The following is an 18,254-nucleotide window of genomic DNA, read 5'->3' on the forward strand; positions in this document are numbered from 1 at the left end:
CATGAGTTAGTCCAGCGCAGCCTTGGCCGCGGCAACGACGTGCTCGACGGTAAAGCCGAAATACTTGAACAGCACGCCAGCCGGAGCCGATTCGCCAAACGTGTCGAGCCCGACTACGCCGCCTTCGAGACCCACGTACTTGCGCCAGAAATCGGTCACGCCGGCTTCGATGGCAACCCGGCGCACCCCTTTGGGTAGCACGCGTTCGCGGTATTCGGCATCTTGCCGGTCATAGACCGTGGTGGAGGGCATCGACACCACGCGCGCCGCAATGCCTTCACGGGCAAGCGCTTCAACCGCGTTGAGCGCCAGTTCGACCTCGGACCCCGTGGCGATCAGAATGATCTTGCGTGCGACGATCTCGTCGTTCCAGTCACGCAGCACATAGCCGCCCCTGGCGATGTTCGCAATCTGCGCCTCGGAGCGAGCCGAAAACGCCAGATTTTGACGGCTGAAAATCAGGCACGACGGGCCATGGCGCTCGACCGACTGGGTCCATGCCACCGCGGTTTCAACCGTATCCGCCGGACGCCAGACATCCAGATGCGGAATCAGGCGCAAGCTGGAAACGTGTTCGACCGGCTGGTGCGTGGGGCCGTCTTCGCCCAGGCCAATCGAATCGTGCGTAAACACAAAAATGGCAGGCGCTTTCATCAGCGCAGCCACCCGCAACGCATTGCGGCTGTAATCGGAGAATGTCAGGAACGTGCCGCCGAACGCCTTGTAGCCGCCATGCAACGCGATGCCGTTGAGCGCGGCGCTCATGCCGAACTCGCGCACGCCGTAATGGATGTAATTGCCCCACTGGATGCCGCTCGCGCCGTCCGGAGCCGCATGTACGGACTTCGAAGCCTTCCAGTTCGTGAGATTGGAGCCCGTCAGGTCAGCCGAGCCGCCCAACAACTCGGGCAGCACGGCCGCCAGGCCTTCGATGGTTTGTTGCGATGCCTTGCGTGTGGCGATGGTTTCGGCGCGTTCATTGGCGGAGGCGATGAGTGCCTGCGCCTGCCGGGCCCAATCAGCAGGCAGTTTGCCCGCGCTGCGACGCTCGAACTCAGCCGCTTGCTGCGGATACTTCGCCTTGTATTGCGCAAAGGCCTTGTTCCATTGCGCTTCGTTCTGCTCGCCTGCGGCCCTGGCATCCCAGGCCGCATAAACCGTTTCGGGAATCACGAATGGACCCCAAGTCCAGCCGAGCGCCGCACGCGTTGCGGCAATTTCCTTCTCACCCAGCGGCGCGCCGTGCACATCGTGGCTGCCCGCCTTGGTCGGCGCGCCTTCGCCGATCACGGTCTTGCAGCAGATCAGCGTGGGCCGCTCCGACTGTTTGGCCTGCGCAATCGCGGCATCGACAGCGTCGACGTCATGACCATTCACCGCGCGAATCACATTCCAGCCGTAGGCTTCAAAACGTTTCGGCGTGTCGTCGTGGAACCAGTTCACGACTTCGCCATCAATCGAAATGCCGTTGTCGTCATAGAACGCAATCAGCTTGTTCAGCTTCAGCGTGCCGGCAAACGAACACGCTTCATGCGAAATGCCTTCCATCAGGCAACCATCGCCGACAAACACATACGTATGGTGATCGACGATTTTGGCATCTGCCTGGTTGAACTCAGCCGCGAGCAGCGCTTCGGCGAGTGCCATGCCTACGGCATTGGCCAGCCCCTGGCCCAGGGGGCCGGTGGTGGTTTCAACGCCGGGGGTGATGCCGTATTCCGGATGTCCGGGTGTTTTTGAATGCAACTGGCGGAAGTTTTTCAGCTCTTCGAGTGGCAGGTTATATCCTGTCAGATGCAGCAATGCATAGAGCAGCATCGAGCCATGGCCGTTGGACAGCACGAAACGATCGCGGTCGACCCAATGCGGATTAGCGGGGTTGTGCCGCAGATGCCGCGACCACAATGCCACGCCAATTTCAGCCATGCCCATCGGCATGCCGGGGTGACCGGAATTGGCCTGTTGCACGGCATCCATGGCCAGCACGCGAATTGCGTTGGCCATCAGGGAAGTAGAAGCGGGGATCTGGGTAGAAGACGGGGTCGTCATTTGAAGTCCGGAGAACGAGTTCAAAAGCATGAGAATGCGGGCGAAATCCGGAAAGCACTGCGACCCGCCACCCCGACGCACGATGCGGCGCCAGAAGAGACGCGAAACGGGCAGAGCCTTAAGCGGAAACGGCTGCAAAGCGCGCTATTCTAGCAGATCAGGGGCGCGTTTCCGTGGGCGACAAGGCCATCAAGGTAAGCACCAGGACGCTATCTGGCGCGGTAAACAACGCGCGAAGAAGCGCGGCAACACGATCATGAACAACCGCGAGAAAGACCAGGCAGATGCCAATACGATGGCGCAGGCTTCCTGCTCGCCCGGACAACGCGTCTCATGTGCCGCGTCAAATCAGTCAAATGCATCCGCTCAAATCACGACGGCCTGTTCAAGCTGCAATGCGCGACGCGTGGTATCAAGCTGGACCTGAGCACCAAGCGGTAGTGTCAAGTTCGGATCGCAATGGCCTGCGGGCCAGCCGGCAAGCACCGGGATGCCAAGCGGTGCAAACGTTGCGCTCAGCACCGGATAAATCATCGTCGGGTCTACCTTGTCCTCGGGATGCTCCCCCAACCCGGAAAAATTCCCTCCCAGCACGCCTTTCACGGAAGCCAGCTTGCCGGCCAGCCTCAGGTGATTGAGCATGCGGTCGATCCGCGCCGGTGTTTCATCGACATCCTCGATAAAAAGAATCGCGCCGTTTGTATCTATTTCATAGGGCGTGCCAAGCAGACTCACTTGCAGCGAAAGATTGCCGCCTACCAGGCGTCCGCTCGCCACGCCCGGCGCCAGCGCCGCCAAGGCGAACTCAGGCGGCGGTGCAAACCACATCCCCGGCGTCACACGCCCTTCAATCATGTTGAAGACATCCGCTTCGGTCGGCGCAAGCTTGGGAACCAGCAGATCCGATGACAGCATCGGCCCGTGAAATGTGACAAACCCCGCGTGCCGCTGAATCGCTGCATGCATGGCGGTGATATCGCTATAACCGATAAAAGGCTTGGGGTTGGCACGCAGTAACGCGTAATCAATTTTGTCGAGCAGCCTGCCCGAGCCAAAACCACCGCGCAAACACCACACGGCATTGATCTCGGGGGCCGCAAATGCAGCGTGCACATCGGCAAGCCGCGCGGCATCCGTGCCCGCCAGAAAATCGAAGGGCGCGGGCCGGGTGTCACGGCAAGCAGGCATTACCCGCGGAACGAAACCGCGTGCGCTCAGCCAACGCGCGGCTTCATCAATCTTGCTGGGCTCCGTTGAAGCAGGTGCAACAATAGCCACGCCGCCACCCGGCTTAAGCGCAGGAACCGGCGTGGCACCGGCATGAGGAAAGCGCGAGGCAAAATCCGTCGTAGTGGTGGCACATCCGGTCAGTGCGGCACTTGCCGCCCACAAGGCACTCGCGGTGGTTTGGGCAAGAAAATTTCTTCGGTTCATTGATATGAGGAATTCCGTTTCTTGTTTGTCGTTATTTAGACGGATACCTGGATCTCGCTCAAATCCTATTCAATCTAGGCCAAAGCCTAGACCTAGTCTCTCAAACTTAAGTTAATTCTTAAAGCTAACGCCGTAACACTTTGGCACAATCACACGCTGGTTGTCCATTAAGGTGGCCGCCTGGGCGCAGCCCCCTGTTCTGATTCCTCGTGCTAGAACAATCCGGAGAAATTCCATGGCCGCTCCCCGTCCAGCTGGCGTTCCCTGGCTGACCCCATACCTGACCGTGCGTGATGCGCGCATCGCCATCGCTTTTTTCGAAGCCGCGTTTGGCTTTGTTGTACGCGATAGCGTTCAGGATAACGGAGTCGTCATGCATGTCGAAATGACCTACCAGGATTCGCTGATCGTCATGTTCGCGCCCGAAGGCGCATTCGGCTCGATAGCGAAAACCCCAAAAAGCGCGGATGCAATCGCACCGCAGTCGTTTTATCTGTATGTCGACGATGTCGACGCAGTGTATGAACGTGCGCTAACTGCTGGCGCAAAACCACTGAGCGAGCCACAGGATCAATTCTGGGGCGACCGGTTTGCCCAGATCGAAGATCTGGATGGTTACCGTTGGGCGCTCGCTCGCCACATTTCTTGAGCCAATGAGTATTTTTTTGATGCCCCGTTTCTTCGTCGGCACTCCCTTTCAGCCCGGCGACCTAATACAGCTTCCCGATGACGTCACGCGTCACATCCAGGTCCTGCGGCTGCAAGCTGGCGATTCCATCGTGCTTTTCAATGGCGAGGGTGGCGAATACAGCGCGGAACTCATCGAGGTCGAACGCCGCTCAGCAAGCGTCAAGATCAATGATTTCCGTGACATCGAAGTCGAACTGCCCTATCAGTTGACGCTAGCTCAAGGGATTGCCGGGGGCGACAAGATGGACTGGCTAATCGAGAAAGCGGTCGAACTGGGCGTTTCCACCTTCGTTCCGCTCACCACGACGCGCAGCGTAGTGCGCCTGTCTGGAGAACGTGCGCAGCGCCGTCATGGACACTGGCAAGGAATTGTGCGCGCGTCATGCGAGCAGTGCGGCCGCAACCGGTTGCCTGAAGTCGCACCGGTTCGGGAAATCGCCACCTGGCTGGGCGCGCTGCCCAAGCAGCCCGCCGAAGGAGAGTTGCGGCTATTGCTGTCGCCACGCGCCAGCATCAGCTTCGCCGCGCTGCCCACTACAGCACCGCACGGCAGGATCATCGTCCTGGTTGGGCCGGAGGGCGGGTTCTCAGCAGCGGAAGAAGCCGCCGCCACCGAACATAACTTCAGCGCGGTAGGCCTCGGCCCACGTGTGCTGCGCACTGAAACCGCCGGCATAGCCGTACTCTCTGCGCTGGCGGCCCGTTGGGGCGGCTGGTGATTGTGCGGCATAGGCCGCCAAAGGTGTGACGCCCTCTCGCTCATGCCTTGATTGCACGACCAAGAACAAAGGGCTCGCCAGTTGAATCAACTGGCGAGCCCTTTGTTCATCATCTCAAGCTAATGAGCAAGCTAATAAGCAGGCCAACGAGCCGACAGGCTCAGGCAAATGAGTAAAACACCCTGAATGCAATCTTGCGTTCGGCCCAGAACTCAGCGGCCTCACGGAACACATCGAGCAGGGTTTCACGCGCTTCCTTGTCGAACTTTTGCGCGACCGGCAACGCATCAAGCACGATGACAAAACCCGGTTGCGTTCCCGCCTTTTGCACCAGATCTGTCAAGCAGTCGTACAGCGCATCATAATTTTTGCCGAAATGCTTCGGAAACAGAAAAGATGTCGCAATTGTTTCAAGCACTTCCAGCTTGGTTTGGGCATTAGCGCAATGCGCATAAAGAAAATGCTGGCCAAGCCGATGAGCTTCGTCAGCCAGGTCCTGCACGCGAAATGCACGTATCGACTGTACGATGTTTGGTCGTACGGTCTTGAAAAGACTCATGGGGCCCTCGTTCGATGAAAGCACAGCGCTGGCTTCGTTCTGGACTTCCTCATCATGACTGGCGCCGCGCATCTGCATCTGCATGACGCGCCGGAACAGATTGCCGTCGCCAGCCGCGAAAAAGTCTGCCGCGACTCCGGAGTTGTGCTCGTAGATGTTATCGCTCATACCGTTCATCCCGATGTCATCCAGCAATACGTTTAAAACTCGCGTAGTGGTCGTCGGAGTAGTAACAGTTGCTGGTTTGCCGTAACGGACCACCGCAGACAATACGCTTTGCACCCCGGTTACGGGCGCGCCGCGCAGCTACGGTGTACTCGTGATAAAAGCCACGCTGGCGTTGCGGTAGCAGCCGCTCGCGGTTACCGAATATGATGCCGTCCTTCTCATACGGATAAGGCCCGCCTGCTTCAATCAGCCGGAGCGTTTTAACTGCCGCACGCGGCAATTGCGCCGTTGTAACCGTATCTTGAACCTGCTCCGAAAAACCGGTATCTCGCGCGTATGCGCTGTCAATGTAGCCACTGCCAGCACTGCTCATGGCGAAGGCAACAATCATTACGCCATGACGAAACCCAGTGCGTGTCATGAATCTGGCTTCCCGCTTGTCGGATCACGAATTTGACGACCATGAAAAGCGTAAGGGTATCGCTAATGGCCCACAGAATCAATCTCGGCCTGCCGCACAAATGGCTCCCCCGGTACCGCATCTCTACTACCCAGCCAAATCTTGACAATTTATGACAGATTATTTTATCCCAATTGAGATAAAATAATCTCGATGGCGCAAGTCTGAGCATGGGAGTTACCGTCTCTCATCGGTCCCGATCCACTTTCATGCGAGGCTGCGTCATTCAGCCTTTTGGGGGCAACACTCCCCTGTTTGCCCCAAGCGTACCCACCGTGGGTACGCTTTTTTTTGCTCCGCGTCAGGGTGTTACTTACCGCGTGTGGCCGCGACATCCGCCACCAGCAGTGCCGTCATGTTGACAATGCGCCGCACCGTTGCCGAAGCGGTCAGCACATGCACGGGCTTGGCTGCGCCCAGCAGCATCGGGCCAATCGCAATATTGTTGCCCGCCGCCGTCTTGAGCAGGTTGTAGGAAATATTCGCGGCGTCGATGTTGGGCAGCACAAGCAGGTTGGCGTCACCTTCAAGGGTCGATTCGGGCAGCACCTCGCGGCGCAGGTTGGCATCGAGCGCCACGTCGCCATGCATTTCGCCGTCCACCTGCAAGTCTGGTGCACGCTCTTGCAGCAGCGTCAGCACATCGCGCATTTTTTGCGCGGAGGGCGCGTGGCTCGTGCCGAAATTCGAATGCGAAACCAGGGCGATCTTCGGCTCGATGCCAAAACGTCGCACTTCTTCCGCAGCCATGATCGTGATTTCAGCGAGCTCTTCCGGTGTCGGATCCGCGTTCACGTGGGTATCAACCAGGAAAATCTGCCGTCCGGGCAACACGAGCGCGTTCATCGCGGCATACACGCTGCAGCCTTCGCGCTTGCCAATCACTTGATCGATAAAGTGCAGATGACGATGCGTGGTGCTGATCGTGCCGCAAATCATCCCGTCCGCTTCGCCTTTTCTGACCAGCATCGAGCCAATCAGCGTGGTTCGGCGGCGCATTTCGAGCTTTGCCATCTGCTGGCTGATGCCCTTGCGCGCCATCAGTTTGTGATAGGTCTGCCAGAAATCACGATAGCGTTCGTCATGATCGGTATCGACCACGCTGTAATCCTGGCCCGCCGTCAAACGCAGGCCATAACGCGCGATACGCTGCTCGATCACGGCTGGACGGCCGATCAGAATGGGTTTGGCCAGTTTTTCGTCAACCACGATCTGGACCGCGCGCAGCACGCGCTCTTCTTCGCCCTCGGCAAAAACAATACGTTTTTTGTCCGCTTCCGCGCTGCGTGCAAGCTGGAAAATCGGCTTCATCGTCGTACCGCTGTGATACACGAACTGCTGCAAATGCTGTTCGTAGGCTTCCATGTCTTCGATCGGACGGGTCGCCACGCCGGAATCCATTGCGGCCTTGGCCACCGCAGGCGCGATTTTCACGATCAGGCGCGGATCGAAGGGCTTCGGAATCAGGTACTCAGGGCCAAACGATAAATCCTGAATGCCATACGCCGTCGCCACGATGTCGCTTTGCTCCTGGCGCGCCAGTTCGGCAATTGCATTCACAGCGGCAATTTCCATCTCACGTGTCACGGTCGTCGCGCCCGCATCCAGCGCGCCCCGGAAGATGAACGGAAAGCACAACACGTTGTTGACCTGATTCGGATAATCGGTGCGGCCCGTGGCCAGCACCGCATCCGGACGCACCGCCAGCGCTAGCTCAGGCAGGATCTCGGGGGTGGGATTGGCGAGCGCGAGAATCAGCGGCCGCTCCGCCATCTGCTTGACCATCTCCGGTTTCAGCACGCCGCCGGCGGACAGGCCGAGGAAAATATCCGCCCCTTCGATCGCCTCCATCAGCGTGCGAGCCTCGGTCGGGCGGGCAAAACGGTCCTTGTCCGGGTCCATCAGTTCCGTGCGGCCCTGATACACCACGCCCGCCAGATCAGTCACCAGAATGTTTTCGAGCGGCAAGCCAAGATCGACCAGCAAGTCGAGGCACGCCAGCGCCGCAGCGCCCGCACCAGACGCAACCAGCTTCACCTGGCGGATATCCTTGTTCACCACTTTCAGGCCATTGGTGACCGCCGCCGCGACGACAATCGCCGTGCCGTGCTGGTCATCGTGGAACACCGGAATCTTCATGCGCTTGCGGCATTCGCGCTCGACGATGAAGCAGTCCGGCGCCTTGATGTCTTCCAGATTGATGCCGCCAAAGGTGGGCTCAAGTGCGGCAATGACCTCGACCAGCTTGTGCGGATCGGATTCGTTGAGTTCGATATCGAACACGTCGATGCCGGCGAACTTCTTGAACAGCACAGCCTTGCCTTCCATCACGGGTTTCGACGCCAGCGGCCCGATATTGCCCAGCCCGAGCACCGCCGTGCCATTGGTCACCACACCGACCAGATTGCTGCGCGCTGTAAACCGGGCAGCGTTCAGCGGATTCTCGACGATCGCTTCGCAAGCAAACGCCACGCCCGGTGAATACGCCAGCGCCAGATCGCGCTGGTTAATCATCTGCTTGGTCGGTGCGATAGCGATTTTCCCGGGAGTGGGAAACTCGTGATAATCGAGCGCAGCTTCGCGGAGTTTGGTGTGGACAGGATTGGAGGAATTCGAATTCGACATAAGGCGGGCTTGGGAGTGCGGATTAGAATAGATGTTCGGTCCCATTGTAGCCGCAATCCCTCGCCCTATTTGTCCGATCAAGGTGCGACTGCTGTGACCAGAATAGCGCCCGGACAGTACCGAAACAGCATCAGACAGCATCGGCGTCTGCCATGCTGGATCACGTTAAAACACATCAAAGCATGTCAAGCGCCGTTCAAATTTCGCCAATGCCGGCCATGACCTGACAAGACAACGGCATTGCCCACCCGCCCTGCGCCCGTCTTCCTCTCTCCACATCCCCCTGCCATGCTTTCCGAGTTCTCGCTCATCGAGCGTTTTTTTGCCCGCCGCCCCCAAGCCTCCCGTCACGCGACGCTAGGCATCGGCGACGATTGCGCGTTACTCGCGCCGCCCAAAGGTGAAACGTTCGCCATTTCAACCGACATGCTCGTTGAAGGGCGGCATTTTCTTGCCGATGTCGAGCCGCACGCGCTGGGACACAAAGCGCTCGCCGTCAACCTGTCGGATCTGGCCGCGATGGGTGCCCGGCCGCTCGCTTTCACCCTGGCGCTGGCGCTGCCCGAAGCTCGCGCCAGCTGGCTCGAAGCCTTCAGCAATGGCTTGTTCGAGCTGGCGGAGCGCTTTGGTTGCGAACTGATCGGCGGCGATACCACGGCGGGGCCGCTGAACCTTTGCCTCACCGTGTTCGGCAGTGTGCCGCGGCAGCAGGCGCTGCGCCGCGACAGCGCAGCGGCGGGGGACGATCTCTGGGTCTCGGGCACGCTCGGCGATGCTCGCGCAGGCTTGGCCGTGCTACGTGGCGAGTGGCAGATTGCGCCCGACGATGCGGCAACGTTTCGCCGCGCGCTTGAGCGGCCCGAGCCGCGCATCGAACTCGGCCTCGCATTGCGCGGGCTCGCTCATGCAGCCCTGGATGTATCGGATGGGCTCGCGGGCGATCTGCGGCACATCCTGGCACGCTCGAACCTGAGCGCCACCGTTGATGTCGATGCCGTGCCCCGCTCGGCTGCATTGCGCCGTTTGCCGCTCGCGCTGCAACGCCAGGCGACGCTCGCGGGCGGCGACGATTACGAACTGTGCTTTACCGCCCCCGTCACGGCACGTGCCACGCTCGATACCCTCGCCCAGCAAATCGGCGTGCCGCTCACCCGGATCGGCACGATCCATGCCATCGCTCCCGATGAAGCAGCCAATCCGGCCAATAACGCCAATACGATCGGTACAATACGCGCTCCCAAAATTACGGCGCAGGCCAAGGTCCGCTGGACCGATGCCACGGGCACACCGCTCACGCTGAACTTGCAAGGCTTCGACCATTTCCATGCAGACTGACCCTTCGCTCGACTCTACCCACGCCAGCGCGCCCTCATCCGCTCCTGTCCCGCCCAAGCGCCGCGCGACGGCGCGTTTCATGCTGTCGCATCCGCTGCACCTGGTTTCGCTGGGCTTCGGCAGCGGCCTTGCGCCCTTTGCCCCAGGCACGTTTGGCACGTTGTTTGGCTGGGTTTCATTCGTCGTGTTCAGCCACTATCTGACCGTCGTCGAATGGGGCGTGCTGATTGCGGCAGGCTTCGTTGCGGGTATTTATCTGTGTGGCTTTACCGCGCGCAAGCTCGGCGTCGATGATCCCTCGCCGGTGGTCTGGGATGAAATCGTCGCGTTCTGGCTGGTGCTGCTGATGGTGTCCCCGGTCACGTTTAGCGGCCAGCTCGGAGCGTTCCTCGTATTTCGTTTCTTCGACGCAGTAAAGCCACAGCCAATCCGCTACTTCGATCGCAAACTCAAGGGGGGGTTTGGCATCATGTTCGATGATCTGGTGGCGGCCTTCCTCACGCTGCTGGTACTTGCGCTGTGGCGCATGTGGGCCTGAGTTTCCCAGGATGCACCCGGGGTTCAGCCGCCTGAGCGTCGAGCGTCTTTTCTTTCTTCTTGTCACGCCGCGACTTGCCAGAGCCTTCCATGTCCGCTGATACCCTGCTGCATCAACTCGCGCAACGCGTCGGCGAGCGTCTTCATGAAACCCGGACGCTGCTTGCCACCGCGGAGTCCTGCACCGGTGGCATGATCGCCAGCGCGATCACCGGGATCGCGGGCAGCAGTGGCTGGTTTGAGCGGGGCTTCGTGACCTATTCGAATCAGGCCAAAAACGAGATGCTCGGCGTACCCGTCAGCCTGATCGACACTCACGGTGCGGTCAGCGAACCCGTCGCACGAGCCATGGCTGAAGGCGCGCTATGTCATAGTCAGGCGCAGGTCACGCTGTCAGTAACGGGCATCGCGGGGCCAGGTGGCGGCACAGAAACAAAGCCCGTTGGAACGGTTGCGTTTGGCTGGAGTAATGGCACGCACACACAGGTCGAAACCCGGCACTTCAAAGGCGACCGGCAGCAGGTCCGGCACCAGGCCGCCTTGCACGCGTTACATGGGCTGCTCAGGCTGCTGGATCAGAGGGACACTGATGGCTCAACCTTGAGCCGTCGTCAACGATAAACATTGATCTGGTCGCGGGTTTTTTGTGCAGCCTGAGCCGCAGCCTCGGCAAAATCATCGCCTTTGCTCGCGTAAATAATCGCCCGCGACGAATTAATCAGCATTCCCGCTCCCAATGCCGAACGTCCGGCCCGCACGGTGGCTTCCACATCGCCTCCCTGCGCGCCAATGCCTGGAATCAGCAGCGGCATTTCACCGACCATGCGGCGCACGATTTCAATTTCCTGCGGGAAAGTCGCCCCCACCACCAACCCCAGTTCGCCGCTAGCATTCCATTTTTCAGCCGCCAGTTGCGCCACGGCCTGGTACAGCGGCCGGCCCGCGACATCGAGAAACTGCAGGTCTGAGCCGCCTGGGTTCGAGGTCCGGCAGAGCACGATCACGCCTTTACCCGGATGCGCGAGATACGGCTCGATCGAATCAAAACCCATGTACGGATTCACCGTCACGGCGTCGGCGCGATAGCGTTCAAAGGCTTCGCGTGCATATTGTTCAGCGGTACTGCCAATATCGCCGCGCTTGGCGTCGAGAATCACCGGCAATCCTGGATGCCGCAGATGGATATGCGCGATCAGCTGTTCGAGCTGGTCTTCCGCCCGATGCGCCGCGAAATACGCGATTTGTGGTTTAAACGACGAGGCGTAAGGCGCGGTTGCATCGACAATCTCGCGGCAAAACTCAAAAATGGCATCGGCGCGATGAGCGAGCGCCCCCGGGAATTTAGCCGGATCAGGGTCGAGACCCACGCACAACAGGGAATTCGTCTGCTGCCAGGACTGGCGCAACGTCTGGATAAAAGAGGGCATGAGAAAACTCGCAGCGAGCCGGTAACGGCGGGGACGGATAACGAATAATGAATAACGAATGAGGCGCGTAGTTTACACGTCGCCGCGTTTAATCCAGACGTGGCCACGCGCCGCGCCGGACACTCAGGGCGACTGCGGCAACTCGGCAGCCCCCATGCGACGCGCAATCACCCGCGTGCGCGAAGCCAGCCAGGGGGAGTTGCGATTCGCATCGAAATATTTCGGCCGGGGCAGTATCACCGCCAGGCGCGCGGCCTGCCAGCCACTCAGCTGTGCCGCCGAACTCTTGTAGTAGTAGCGCGCCGCGGCTTGCGCGCCATATACGCCATTGCCCCATTCGACGGAATTCAGATAGATCTCGAAGATCCGCTCCTTGTCCAGCAGCGTCTCGAGCATCCACGTGATGATGAGTTCCTGCCCTTTGCGGATATAGCTTTTTTCACGGGACAAAAACAGGTTTCGCGCCAGTTGCTGGGTAATGGTCGAGCCGCCAGCAACAATCTTGCCGCGCGTCTTGTTTTTTTCCCAGGCGGACAGGATGGCATCGGTTTCGTAGCCGTTGTTACTGGCGAAATTGGCATCTTCGGAAGCGATGATCGCGCGTTTCAGATTGCGCGAAATTTGCTCGTACGGCACCCATGTGTGCTGCAGCGCCAGGCCCGGATGGTCGGCGGCCAGGCGCCATGCGTCTGAGCGCATAAACGCGGTAGATGACGGATTCACATAGTTCCACACGCCAATCTGGGCGAAGTAATACGCCTGAGTCGCCAGCCAGGCGCTGGCGAGCACTGCGCCGACATACAAAATCCAGCGCATGAGCGCTGGCTGGCGATGCTTGCGTCGGGTAGCGGTCATGGTCGCGCTCTTGATCTGGGAATCGGCGTGATGTGTGGCAGGGCCGGCAAGGCGATGGCCGGTTAGCCGCCCTGGCCAGGGTGAGCGGCCCCCTGCATTTCATCGCGCAGTAGTTGCAGCACGGGTGCGCTATCGGGCCGCTTGCCGCGCCAGACGAAAAAGGCTTCGGCAGCCTGTTCGACCAGCATGCCCAGACCATCTTGTGCACGCGCGCCAAACGCCCGCGCGTGCTGCATGAAGACGGTCGGCTGGGCGCCATACATCATGTCGTAGGCAAACGTACCTGAGCCGAACACACGGTCGTCGCATTCAGGCACGGCACCTTCGAGGCTGCCTGCCGTTGCATTGATGATCACGTCGTAGACCTCGCGCCCCACGCCTTGCGGACCATCGCCCAGCAATGCACATCCGGCGGCGCTCGCTGCTGCGGCAAACTGGCGCGCCAGCGCTTGCGCCGTTGCGGCGGTGCGGTTCGCAATCGTGAGTTGCGCGGGCTTGCATTCGAGCAACGGCAGCATCACGCCGCGCGCCGCACCGCCCGCGCCCAGCAGCAAGATCCGCCGCCCAGCCAGCGACACGCCGTGATTGCGCTCGATATCGCGCACCAGGCCCACGCCATCCGTGTTGTCGCCATAAATGCCATCAGCATCGCGGCGCAGCGTATTGACCGCGCCCGCCGCTGTGGCCCGCGCCGAGAGCTGGTCAGCGAGCGCGCAAGCGCGCAGCTTGAACGGCACGGTGACATTTGCCCCATGCCCATCTTCCGCGAAAAAGGCCTGCACCGCCTGCTCGAAAGCCTCTACGGACGGGCACAGCCGGCCGTACTCAAGCGGTTCGCCCGTTTGCTGCGCAAAAAGCGTATGGATGCGCGGCGATTGGCTGTGTTCGACGGGGTTACCGAACACCGCGTAACGAGCGAAATGCGCGGATGTTGTCGGGTTCATGCTTCAGGCTCCGTGACGGGGGCATCAGCGTCGTCGGCATCCAGCTGGGAAGGTGTGGCGGTAGCGGTAGCGCTAGTGGTCGTAGCGCTAGTGGTGGCGACATCTTCGTCCGCGGCCCACGCCTCTTCTCCGGTTTGCGCTTCGGCCTCGCCTTCGGCTTCGCTTACAGCGGATTCGTCAGCGTTATCCAACTCGCCTGCACCACCTTCGTCGTCCCCGTCGTCCATCCCTGCGTCAGCGCCATCTTGCCCGCCAGCGGCATCGGCACCGGTGGCGGCAACCGGCGCGGCAATCACGTTGAGCAGGCGCACCGAAGCCTCCACCGTCAGCTCGTCGAGCGCCATCACCTCCAGCAGCACGCGCGTGCCACGCGCATGCACGCCGAGGCCCGGCACATGCAGCAACAGCGGGATTTCTTCGAGGCGCACGAGATCATCTTTCACCACCGCCGCGACAACCTGCTTCCTGTTTTCCTGTTTGAGCCAGCGCAAGCACCAGAAATACTCCATGCGGCGCTGATAGTCGGCATACGCCGAATAGGTGTCGTCAAAGCCTTGCACCACCGCGAAAAGATCCGCGTCCCGGGGCTTGAACGGGGCGACGAGCTTGGCCGTCACGCCATGGCGCACACACGCAAGCAACTGCCACTGATTCACCAGATCGACGTAACGGCGCAGCGGCGAGGTGCTCCATGCGTATTGTTCGACGCCCAAGCCTTCGTGCGGCGCGGCGCTGGTCTGCATGCGCGTGCGCTTTGGCCCGCCCGGCGTACCAAAAGCCCGCTGCGAACGGTAAATGCCCGGCACGCCGTGATCGTGCAACAGCGCACCCCATGAGGAATTCGCCAGAATCGCCAGCTCAGCGACGATGGTATCGAGCGGTGAGCCGCGCCGCCGTGGCGTAATCGTCACATGCTCGCCTTCGACGTAGAAATTAAAGTCCGTATTGCGCTGCACTTCGCGCCGCAGACCATAGCCTGCCCGTGCCTGCTGGCGTTTTTCGAAAAGCGCCTGGGCAAACGGCCACAACACGGCGATATCGTCCTTGTGCGGATACTCGCCGGTGCCTGCGGCGAGGGTTTCTTCTGTCACCTGTTCATCGAGCGTGTTGAGGCGCAAGTTGTGCTTGACGAAAATACGCTCCACGCGCGTTTCGCTGGCGACGATCTCCTGGGTTTCCCGGTTCACGATCACATACAGCGACAGCGCCGGACGCAAGCCGCCTTCGGCGAGCGTGAAAACCTCCACCACGGCGTCGGGCAGCATCGTGATCTTGTCGCCAGGCATATAAACGGTCGACAGCCGGGCGCGGGCAATCTCGTCAACCGCGTCGCCGCGCTCAATGCCCAGCGCGGGCGCGGCGATATGCACGCCAATGCGCACACGGCCATCGTTTAGATGTTCGATCGAAAAGGCATCGTCGATTTCAGTGGTCGTGATGTCATCAATTGAAAAGGCTTCAACCCCGGCCTCGGGCAGATCGTCGGGCAGCGCCCCCACGCTTACCGGCGGAAACGCCGTGCCATGTGGGAACTGCTCCGACAAAAAGCGTGCCTCATGCAACGCGCGTGGCGAAGCGATCCCGCCACATTCCAGCATCAGCCGCGCCATGGACATGCCGCGCGCCGCGGCGGCGGCTTCGAGCGCCTTGTATTCGATCGTGTTTTTATCGGGCCTGGTGAGTAGTCCCAGCGCTTTGCCAGCCAGTGCCTCGGGCAACTCGCCGGCCTTCAGTTGCGTTTCGTACTGCGCCTGAACCAGCGCCTGCTGACGCTTACGGTCGAGCGCTGCCAGCGCCATCTGCAACTGTTCATGCGGCGCGCGCTGATACTGGCCGCGCCCCTTGCGGCGAAAATACACCGGCGCACCATGCAGGCGCAAAATCAGCGCAGCGCGCTCTACCGCCCCAAACGTTGCACCAAAATAATCAGCGCCCAGCGTGGCAAACGGAAACTCTTCGTCGGGCGCGCATTCCCACAGAAAATCGAGGTCAATCCCCTGCGCCAGCGCGTCGGCCTGCTCTATCAGTTCCGCAGCGGAGGGCTTGTCGAATTCGATCAGCACGTCTTTTGCCCGCACCTTGGCGCGACGCCCGCCTGGCAACTCGACCTGGAAGGCATCACCCTGACGCGACAGAACGCTACCTGCCTTGAAACTACCCGATTCCTCGAAAAAAACGTTCACTCAAATACTCTCATTCGGACGCTCAACCGCGACCGCATCGAACCGTCAATGCGATGCCCGGCTGGTCGTGATGGTGGTTAATAGGGATAAAGGATTAAGGGATTAAGAATCGGTCAATAAGGGATTAGTCGTGACGTGAGGGCTTCGTCAGGCCTGCAAGCCTCGAACCAGAAACCGGATGAGCGGCATCACAAAAAGCGAGCACCTCATCAACGTACTGTTCGAATTCGCTGATGGTGTGATCGCTGCCTTCCAGCAACCGGGTCGATGCGCCGGGATAGCGCGCGAGCATCTCGCGGTAATCCAGCACTTCGTCGCCTTGGGCGGCAAGAAGAAAGTAGCGCTCAGGATGGGTCACGGCAGCGACCTCAAGCGAGCGCAGTTCATCCAGATGATGTGGCAGGACGACGATGCTGCCGCCACCATGCCATAACGGCTGCTCGCCCAGATAAGCGCTGAGATCGCGTTGCGGCAAGACGGCGGGGTTGAGCAGCACCGCTGGCCAGCCATGCTTTTGCGCCAGATGAGTGGCAAAGTAGCCGCCCAGCGAACTGCCAATCACGCTCACGCGCTCAGGCCGCGCTGCCGCGACCTGTTTTTCGGCCAGCGCGATCGCGTCTAACGGCGAGACCGGCAGCGCCGGACAGCACCATTCATCAGAGCGGCCCCGCTCCGCCATGCGCCCGGCCAGCAGTCGCGCCTTGAATGATTCAGGCGACGAACGAAAGCCATGCAGGTAAAGAATCATGCGACGCCTCGCGCACGCCCGATGCATCGGCTAGACAGGGCATCGAGCAGTTTCTGGTGTACGCCGCCAAACGCGCCATTGCTCATCACGAGAATCTGGTCGCCAGGCTGTGCTGCCGCGGCCACCGCCTTGACCAGCGTCTCGAGATCGCTAAAGGCCTGCGCCTTGTCGCCCAGTGGCGCCAGCGCTTGCGCGAGATCCCAGCCAAGCGCGTCACGCCCGGATGGCGCGCCGTAACCGAAAACCTGATCGGCATCGGCCAGGCTCTCAGGCAACTGGGCCTTCATGACGCCGAGCTTCATGGTGTTGGAGCGCGGCTCCAGCACCGCGAGAATGCGCGTGCGCTCGTGGCCCACCCGCGTGCGCAGCCCGGCAATCGTCGTGGCAATGGCACTAGGATGATGGGCGAAATCGTCATAAACCGTCACACCATCGACGCTGCCGCGCACTTCCATGCGGCGCTTGACATTGCGAAAGCACGCCAGCGACTGCGCGGCCGTGGCTGGCGGCACACCGGCATGACGGGCAGCGGCCAGCGCGGCCAGCGCATTCATGCGGTTATGTTCGCCTTGCACCTGCCATTCGACCTCGCCCGCGCGCAGGCTGTGCCAGTACACCGCGAAACGTTCATCAACCGGCACGCCATCCTGGGCTGGTAAAGCCTGCCAGCCGCCCGCCACGCCAAAACGCTCCACTTCGCTCCAGCAGCCGCGCCCCAGCACTCGCTCCAGTGCCAACGCCTGGCCATTACTCACAATGCGTCCGATACCCGGCACCGTGCGCACCAGATGATGAAACTGGGTTTCGATAGCCGCCAGATCCGCAAAAATATCCGCGTGATCGAATTCGAGATTGTTCAGCACCACCGTGCGTGGCCGGTAATGGACAAACTTGGAACGCTTGTCAAAGAAAGCCGTGTCGTATTCGTCAGCCTCGATCACGAAGAAAGAGGAATCGGTCAGCCGCGCCGACACGCCGAAATTCAGCGGCACGCCGCCAATCAGAAAACTGGGATTGAGCCCCGCGTCTTCCAGCAACCACGCCAGCATCGAGCTGGTGGTGGTCTTGCCATGCGTGCCCGCCACGGCCAGCACCCATTTGCCGTTCAGCACGTGCTCACCGAGCCATTGTGGACCTGACGTGTAAGGCAGACCGCGATCCAGAATGGCTTCCATCAGCGGGTTGCCCCGTGACACCACATTGCCCACAACGAACAGGTCCGGCTTGAGCTCGAGCTGTTCCGCGCCATACCCCTCGATCAGACGGATTCCTTGCGCCTCAAGCTGGGTACTCATCGGGGGATACACCTCTGCATCGCAACCGGTGACCGTGTGACCGGCCCCCCGGGCGAGGACGGCCAGCCCGCCCATGAACGTGCCGCAGATGCCGAGGATGTGGATATGCATAAGTCTGGAATGCCACGCGGGCAGTTTGTGACGAAAGTGACAGGAACTGCGGAACCAGAAACCGCGCGGGATAACGCGCGCGCGGGCGGCTGTTGCGCAAAGACGGATATTGTAA

16 protein-coding genes are annotated in these 18,254 nt (G+C 60.6%); 5 read left to right on the top strand and 11 right to left on the bottom strand.

Annotation, left to right across the window (positions count from 1 at the left end):
- Positions 1-6 precede the first annotated feature (6 nt).
- Complete coding sequence (gene tkt, locus GH657_RS13425; protein WP_153101376.1) at positions 7-2,049, bottom strand: transketolase; 2,043 nt, start codon at positions 2,047-2,049, stop codon at positions 7-9.
- Positions 2,050-2,415: 366 nt separating this feature from the next.
- On the bottom strand, positions 2,416-3,483 hold the full coding sequence (locus GH657_RS13430) for a S66 peptidase family protein (RefSeq protein ID WP_153101377.1): 1,068 nt from the start codon (positions 3,481-3,483) through the stop codon (positions 2,416-2,418).
- Between the two features lie 235 nt (positions 3,484-3,718).
- Here GH657_RS13430 and GH657_RS13435 point away from each other — a divergent pair, with 235 nt between their 5' ends.
- Positions 3,719-4,132, top strand: a complete 414-nt coding sequence (locus GH657_RS13435; RefSeq protein WP_153101378.1) for a VOC family protein — start codon at positions 3,719-3,721, stop codon at positions 4,130-4,132.
- Between the two features lie 19 nt (positions 4,133-4,151).
- A complete protein-coding gene (locus GH657_RS13440) occupies positions 4,152-4,892 on the top strand; it encodes a 16S rRNA (uracil(1498)-N(3))-methyltransferase (RefSeq protein ID WP_153101379.1) in 741 nt (246 codons plus the stop codon).
- A 160-nt stretch (positions 4,893-5,052) separates the two neighbouring features.
- Here the strand turns inward: GH657_RS13440 and GH657_RS13445 are convergent, their stop codons facing one another.
- The 3 genes from GH657_RS13445 to GH657_RS13455 all read right to left on the bottom strand — a co-directional run bounded on the left by GH657_RS13445 (position 5,053) and on the right by GH657_RS13455 (position 8,749).
- Positions 5,053-5,619 (bottom strand): barstar family protein, encoded by a 567-nt coding sequence (locus GH657_RS13445; RefSeq protein ID WP_153101380.1) that lies wholly within the window; start codon positions 5,617-5,619, stop codon positions 5,053-5,055.
- A gap of 16 nt (positions 5,620-5,635) precedes the next feature.
- Entirely contained in the window at positions 5,636-6,040 is a 405-nt protein-coding gene (locus tag GH657_RS13450) for a ribonuclease domain-containing protein (RefSeq protein ID WP_153101381.1), read from the bottom strand.
- Between the two features lie 348 nt (positions 6,041-6,388).
- Positions 6,389-8,749 carry an NADP-dependent malic enzyme gene (locus GH657_RS13455; protein ID WP_153101382.1) on the bottom strand — a complete coding sequence of 787 codons (2,361 nt, stop codon included), beginning with the start codon at positions 8,747-8,749 and terminating at the stop codon, positions 6,389-6,391.
- Between the two features lie 243 nt (positions 8,750-8,992).
- Here GH657_RS13455 and thiL point away from each other — a divergent pair, with 243 nt between their 5' ends.
- The 3 genes from thiL (at position 8,993) to GH657_RS13470 (ending at position 11,197) form a co-directional block, all read left to right on the top strand.
- Complete coding sequence (thiL, locus tag GH657_RS13460) at positions 8,993-10,039, top strand: thiamine-phosphate kinase (protein WP_153101383.1); 1,047 nt, start codon at positions 8,993-8,995, stop codon at positions 10,037-10,039.
- On the top strand, positions 10,029-10,577 hold the full coding sequence (locus tag GH657_RS13465) for a phosphatidylglycerophosphatase A family protein (RefSeq protein WP_174769952.1): 549 nt from the start codon (positions 10,029-10,031) through the stop codon (positions 10,575-10,577). Before thiL ends, GH657_RS13465 begins: the two co-directional genes overlap by 11 nt.
- Positions 10,578-10,666: 89 nt before the next feature.
- On the top strand, positions 10,667-11,197 hold the full coding sequence (locus GH657_RS13470) for a CinA family protein (protein ID WP_153101384.1): 531 nt from the start codon (positions 10,667-10,669) through the stop codon (positions 11,195-11,197).
- Here the strand turns inward: GH657_RS13470 and pyrF are convergent.
- The 6 genes from pyrF to mpl all read right to left on the bottom strand — a co-directional run bounded on the left by pyrF (position 11,188) and on the right by mpl (position 18,139).
- Positions 11,188-12,003: an orotidine-5'-phosphate decarboxylase gene (gene pyrF / locus GH657_RS13475; protein WP_153101385.1), complete on the bottom strand. Its 816-nt coding sequence runs from the start codon at positions 12,001-12,003 to the stop codon at positions 11,188-11,190. The two genes, GH657_RS13470 and pyrF, sit on opposite strands and share 10 nt — an antisense overlap.
- Positions 12,004-12,126: 123 nt before the next feature.
- The gene (gene mtgA, locus GH657_RS13480; RefSeq protein WP_153101386.1) at positions 12,127-12,858 is read right to left on the bottom strand and encodes a monofunctional biosynthetic peptidoglycan transglycosylase; all 732 of its coding nucleotides are present in this window, start codon (positions 12,856-12,858) and stop codon (positions 12,127-12,129) included.
- A gap of 62 nt (positions 12,859-12,920) precedes the next feature.
- Positions 12,921-13,802: a shikimate dehydrogenase gene (gene aroE, locus GH657_RS13485; RefSeq protein ID WP_153101387.1), complete on the bottom strand. Its 882-nt coding sequence runs from the start codon at positions 13,800-13,802 to the stop codon at positions 12,921-12,923.
- Positions 13,799-15,985 carry a ribonuclease catalytic domain-containing protein gene (locus GH657_RS13490; protein WP_153101388.1) on the bottom strand — a complete coding sequence of 729 codons (2,187 nt, stop codon included), beginning with the start codon at positions 15,983-15,985 and terminating at the stop codon, positions 13,799-13,801. The genes aroE and GH657_RS13490 overlap by 4 nt, the downstream gene beginning before the upstream one ends.
- Positions 15,986-16,109: 124 nt before the next feature.
- Positions 16,110-16,733, bottom strand: a complete 624-nt coding sequence (locus GH657_RS13495; RefSeq protein WP_153101389.1) for a YqiA/YcfP family alpha/beta fold hydrolase — start codon at positions 16,731-16,733, stop codon at positions 16,110-16,112.
- Entirely contained in the window at positions 16,730-18,139 is a 1,410-nt protein-coding gene (gene mpl / locus GH657_RS13500) for a UDP-N-acetylmuramate:L-alanyl-gamma-D-glutamyl-meso-diaminopimelate ligase (RefSeq protein WP_153101390.1), read from the bottom strand. The genes GH657_RS13495 and mpl overlap by 4 nt, the downstream gene beginning before the upstream one ends.
- Positions 18,140-18,254 lie beyond the last annotated feature (115 nt).

Origin of the sequence: Paraburkholderia hayleyella, assembly GCF_009455685.1 — a bacterium.
Lineage (GTDB): Bacteria > Pseudomonadota > Gammaproteobacteria > Burkholderiales > Burkholderiaceae > Paraburkholderia > Paraburkholderia hayleyella.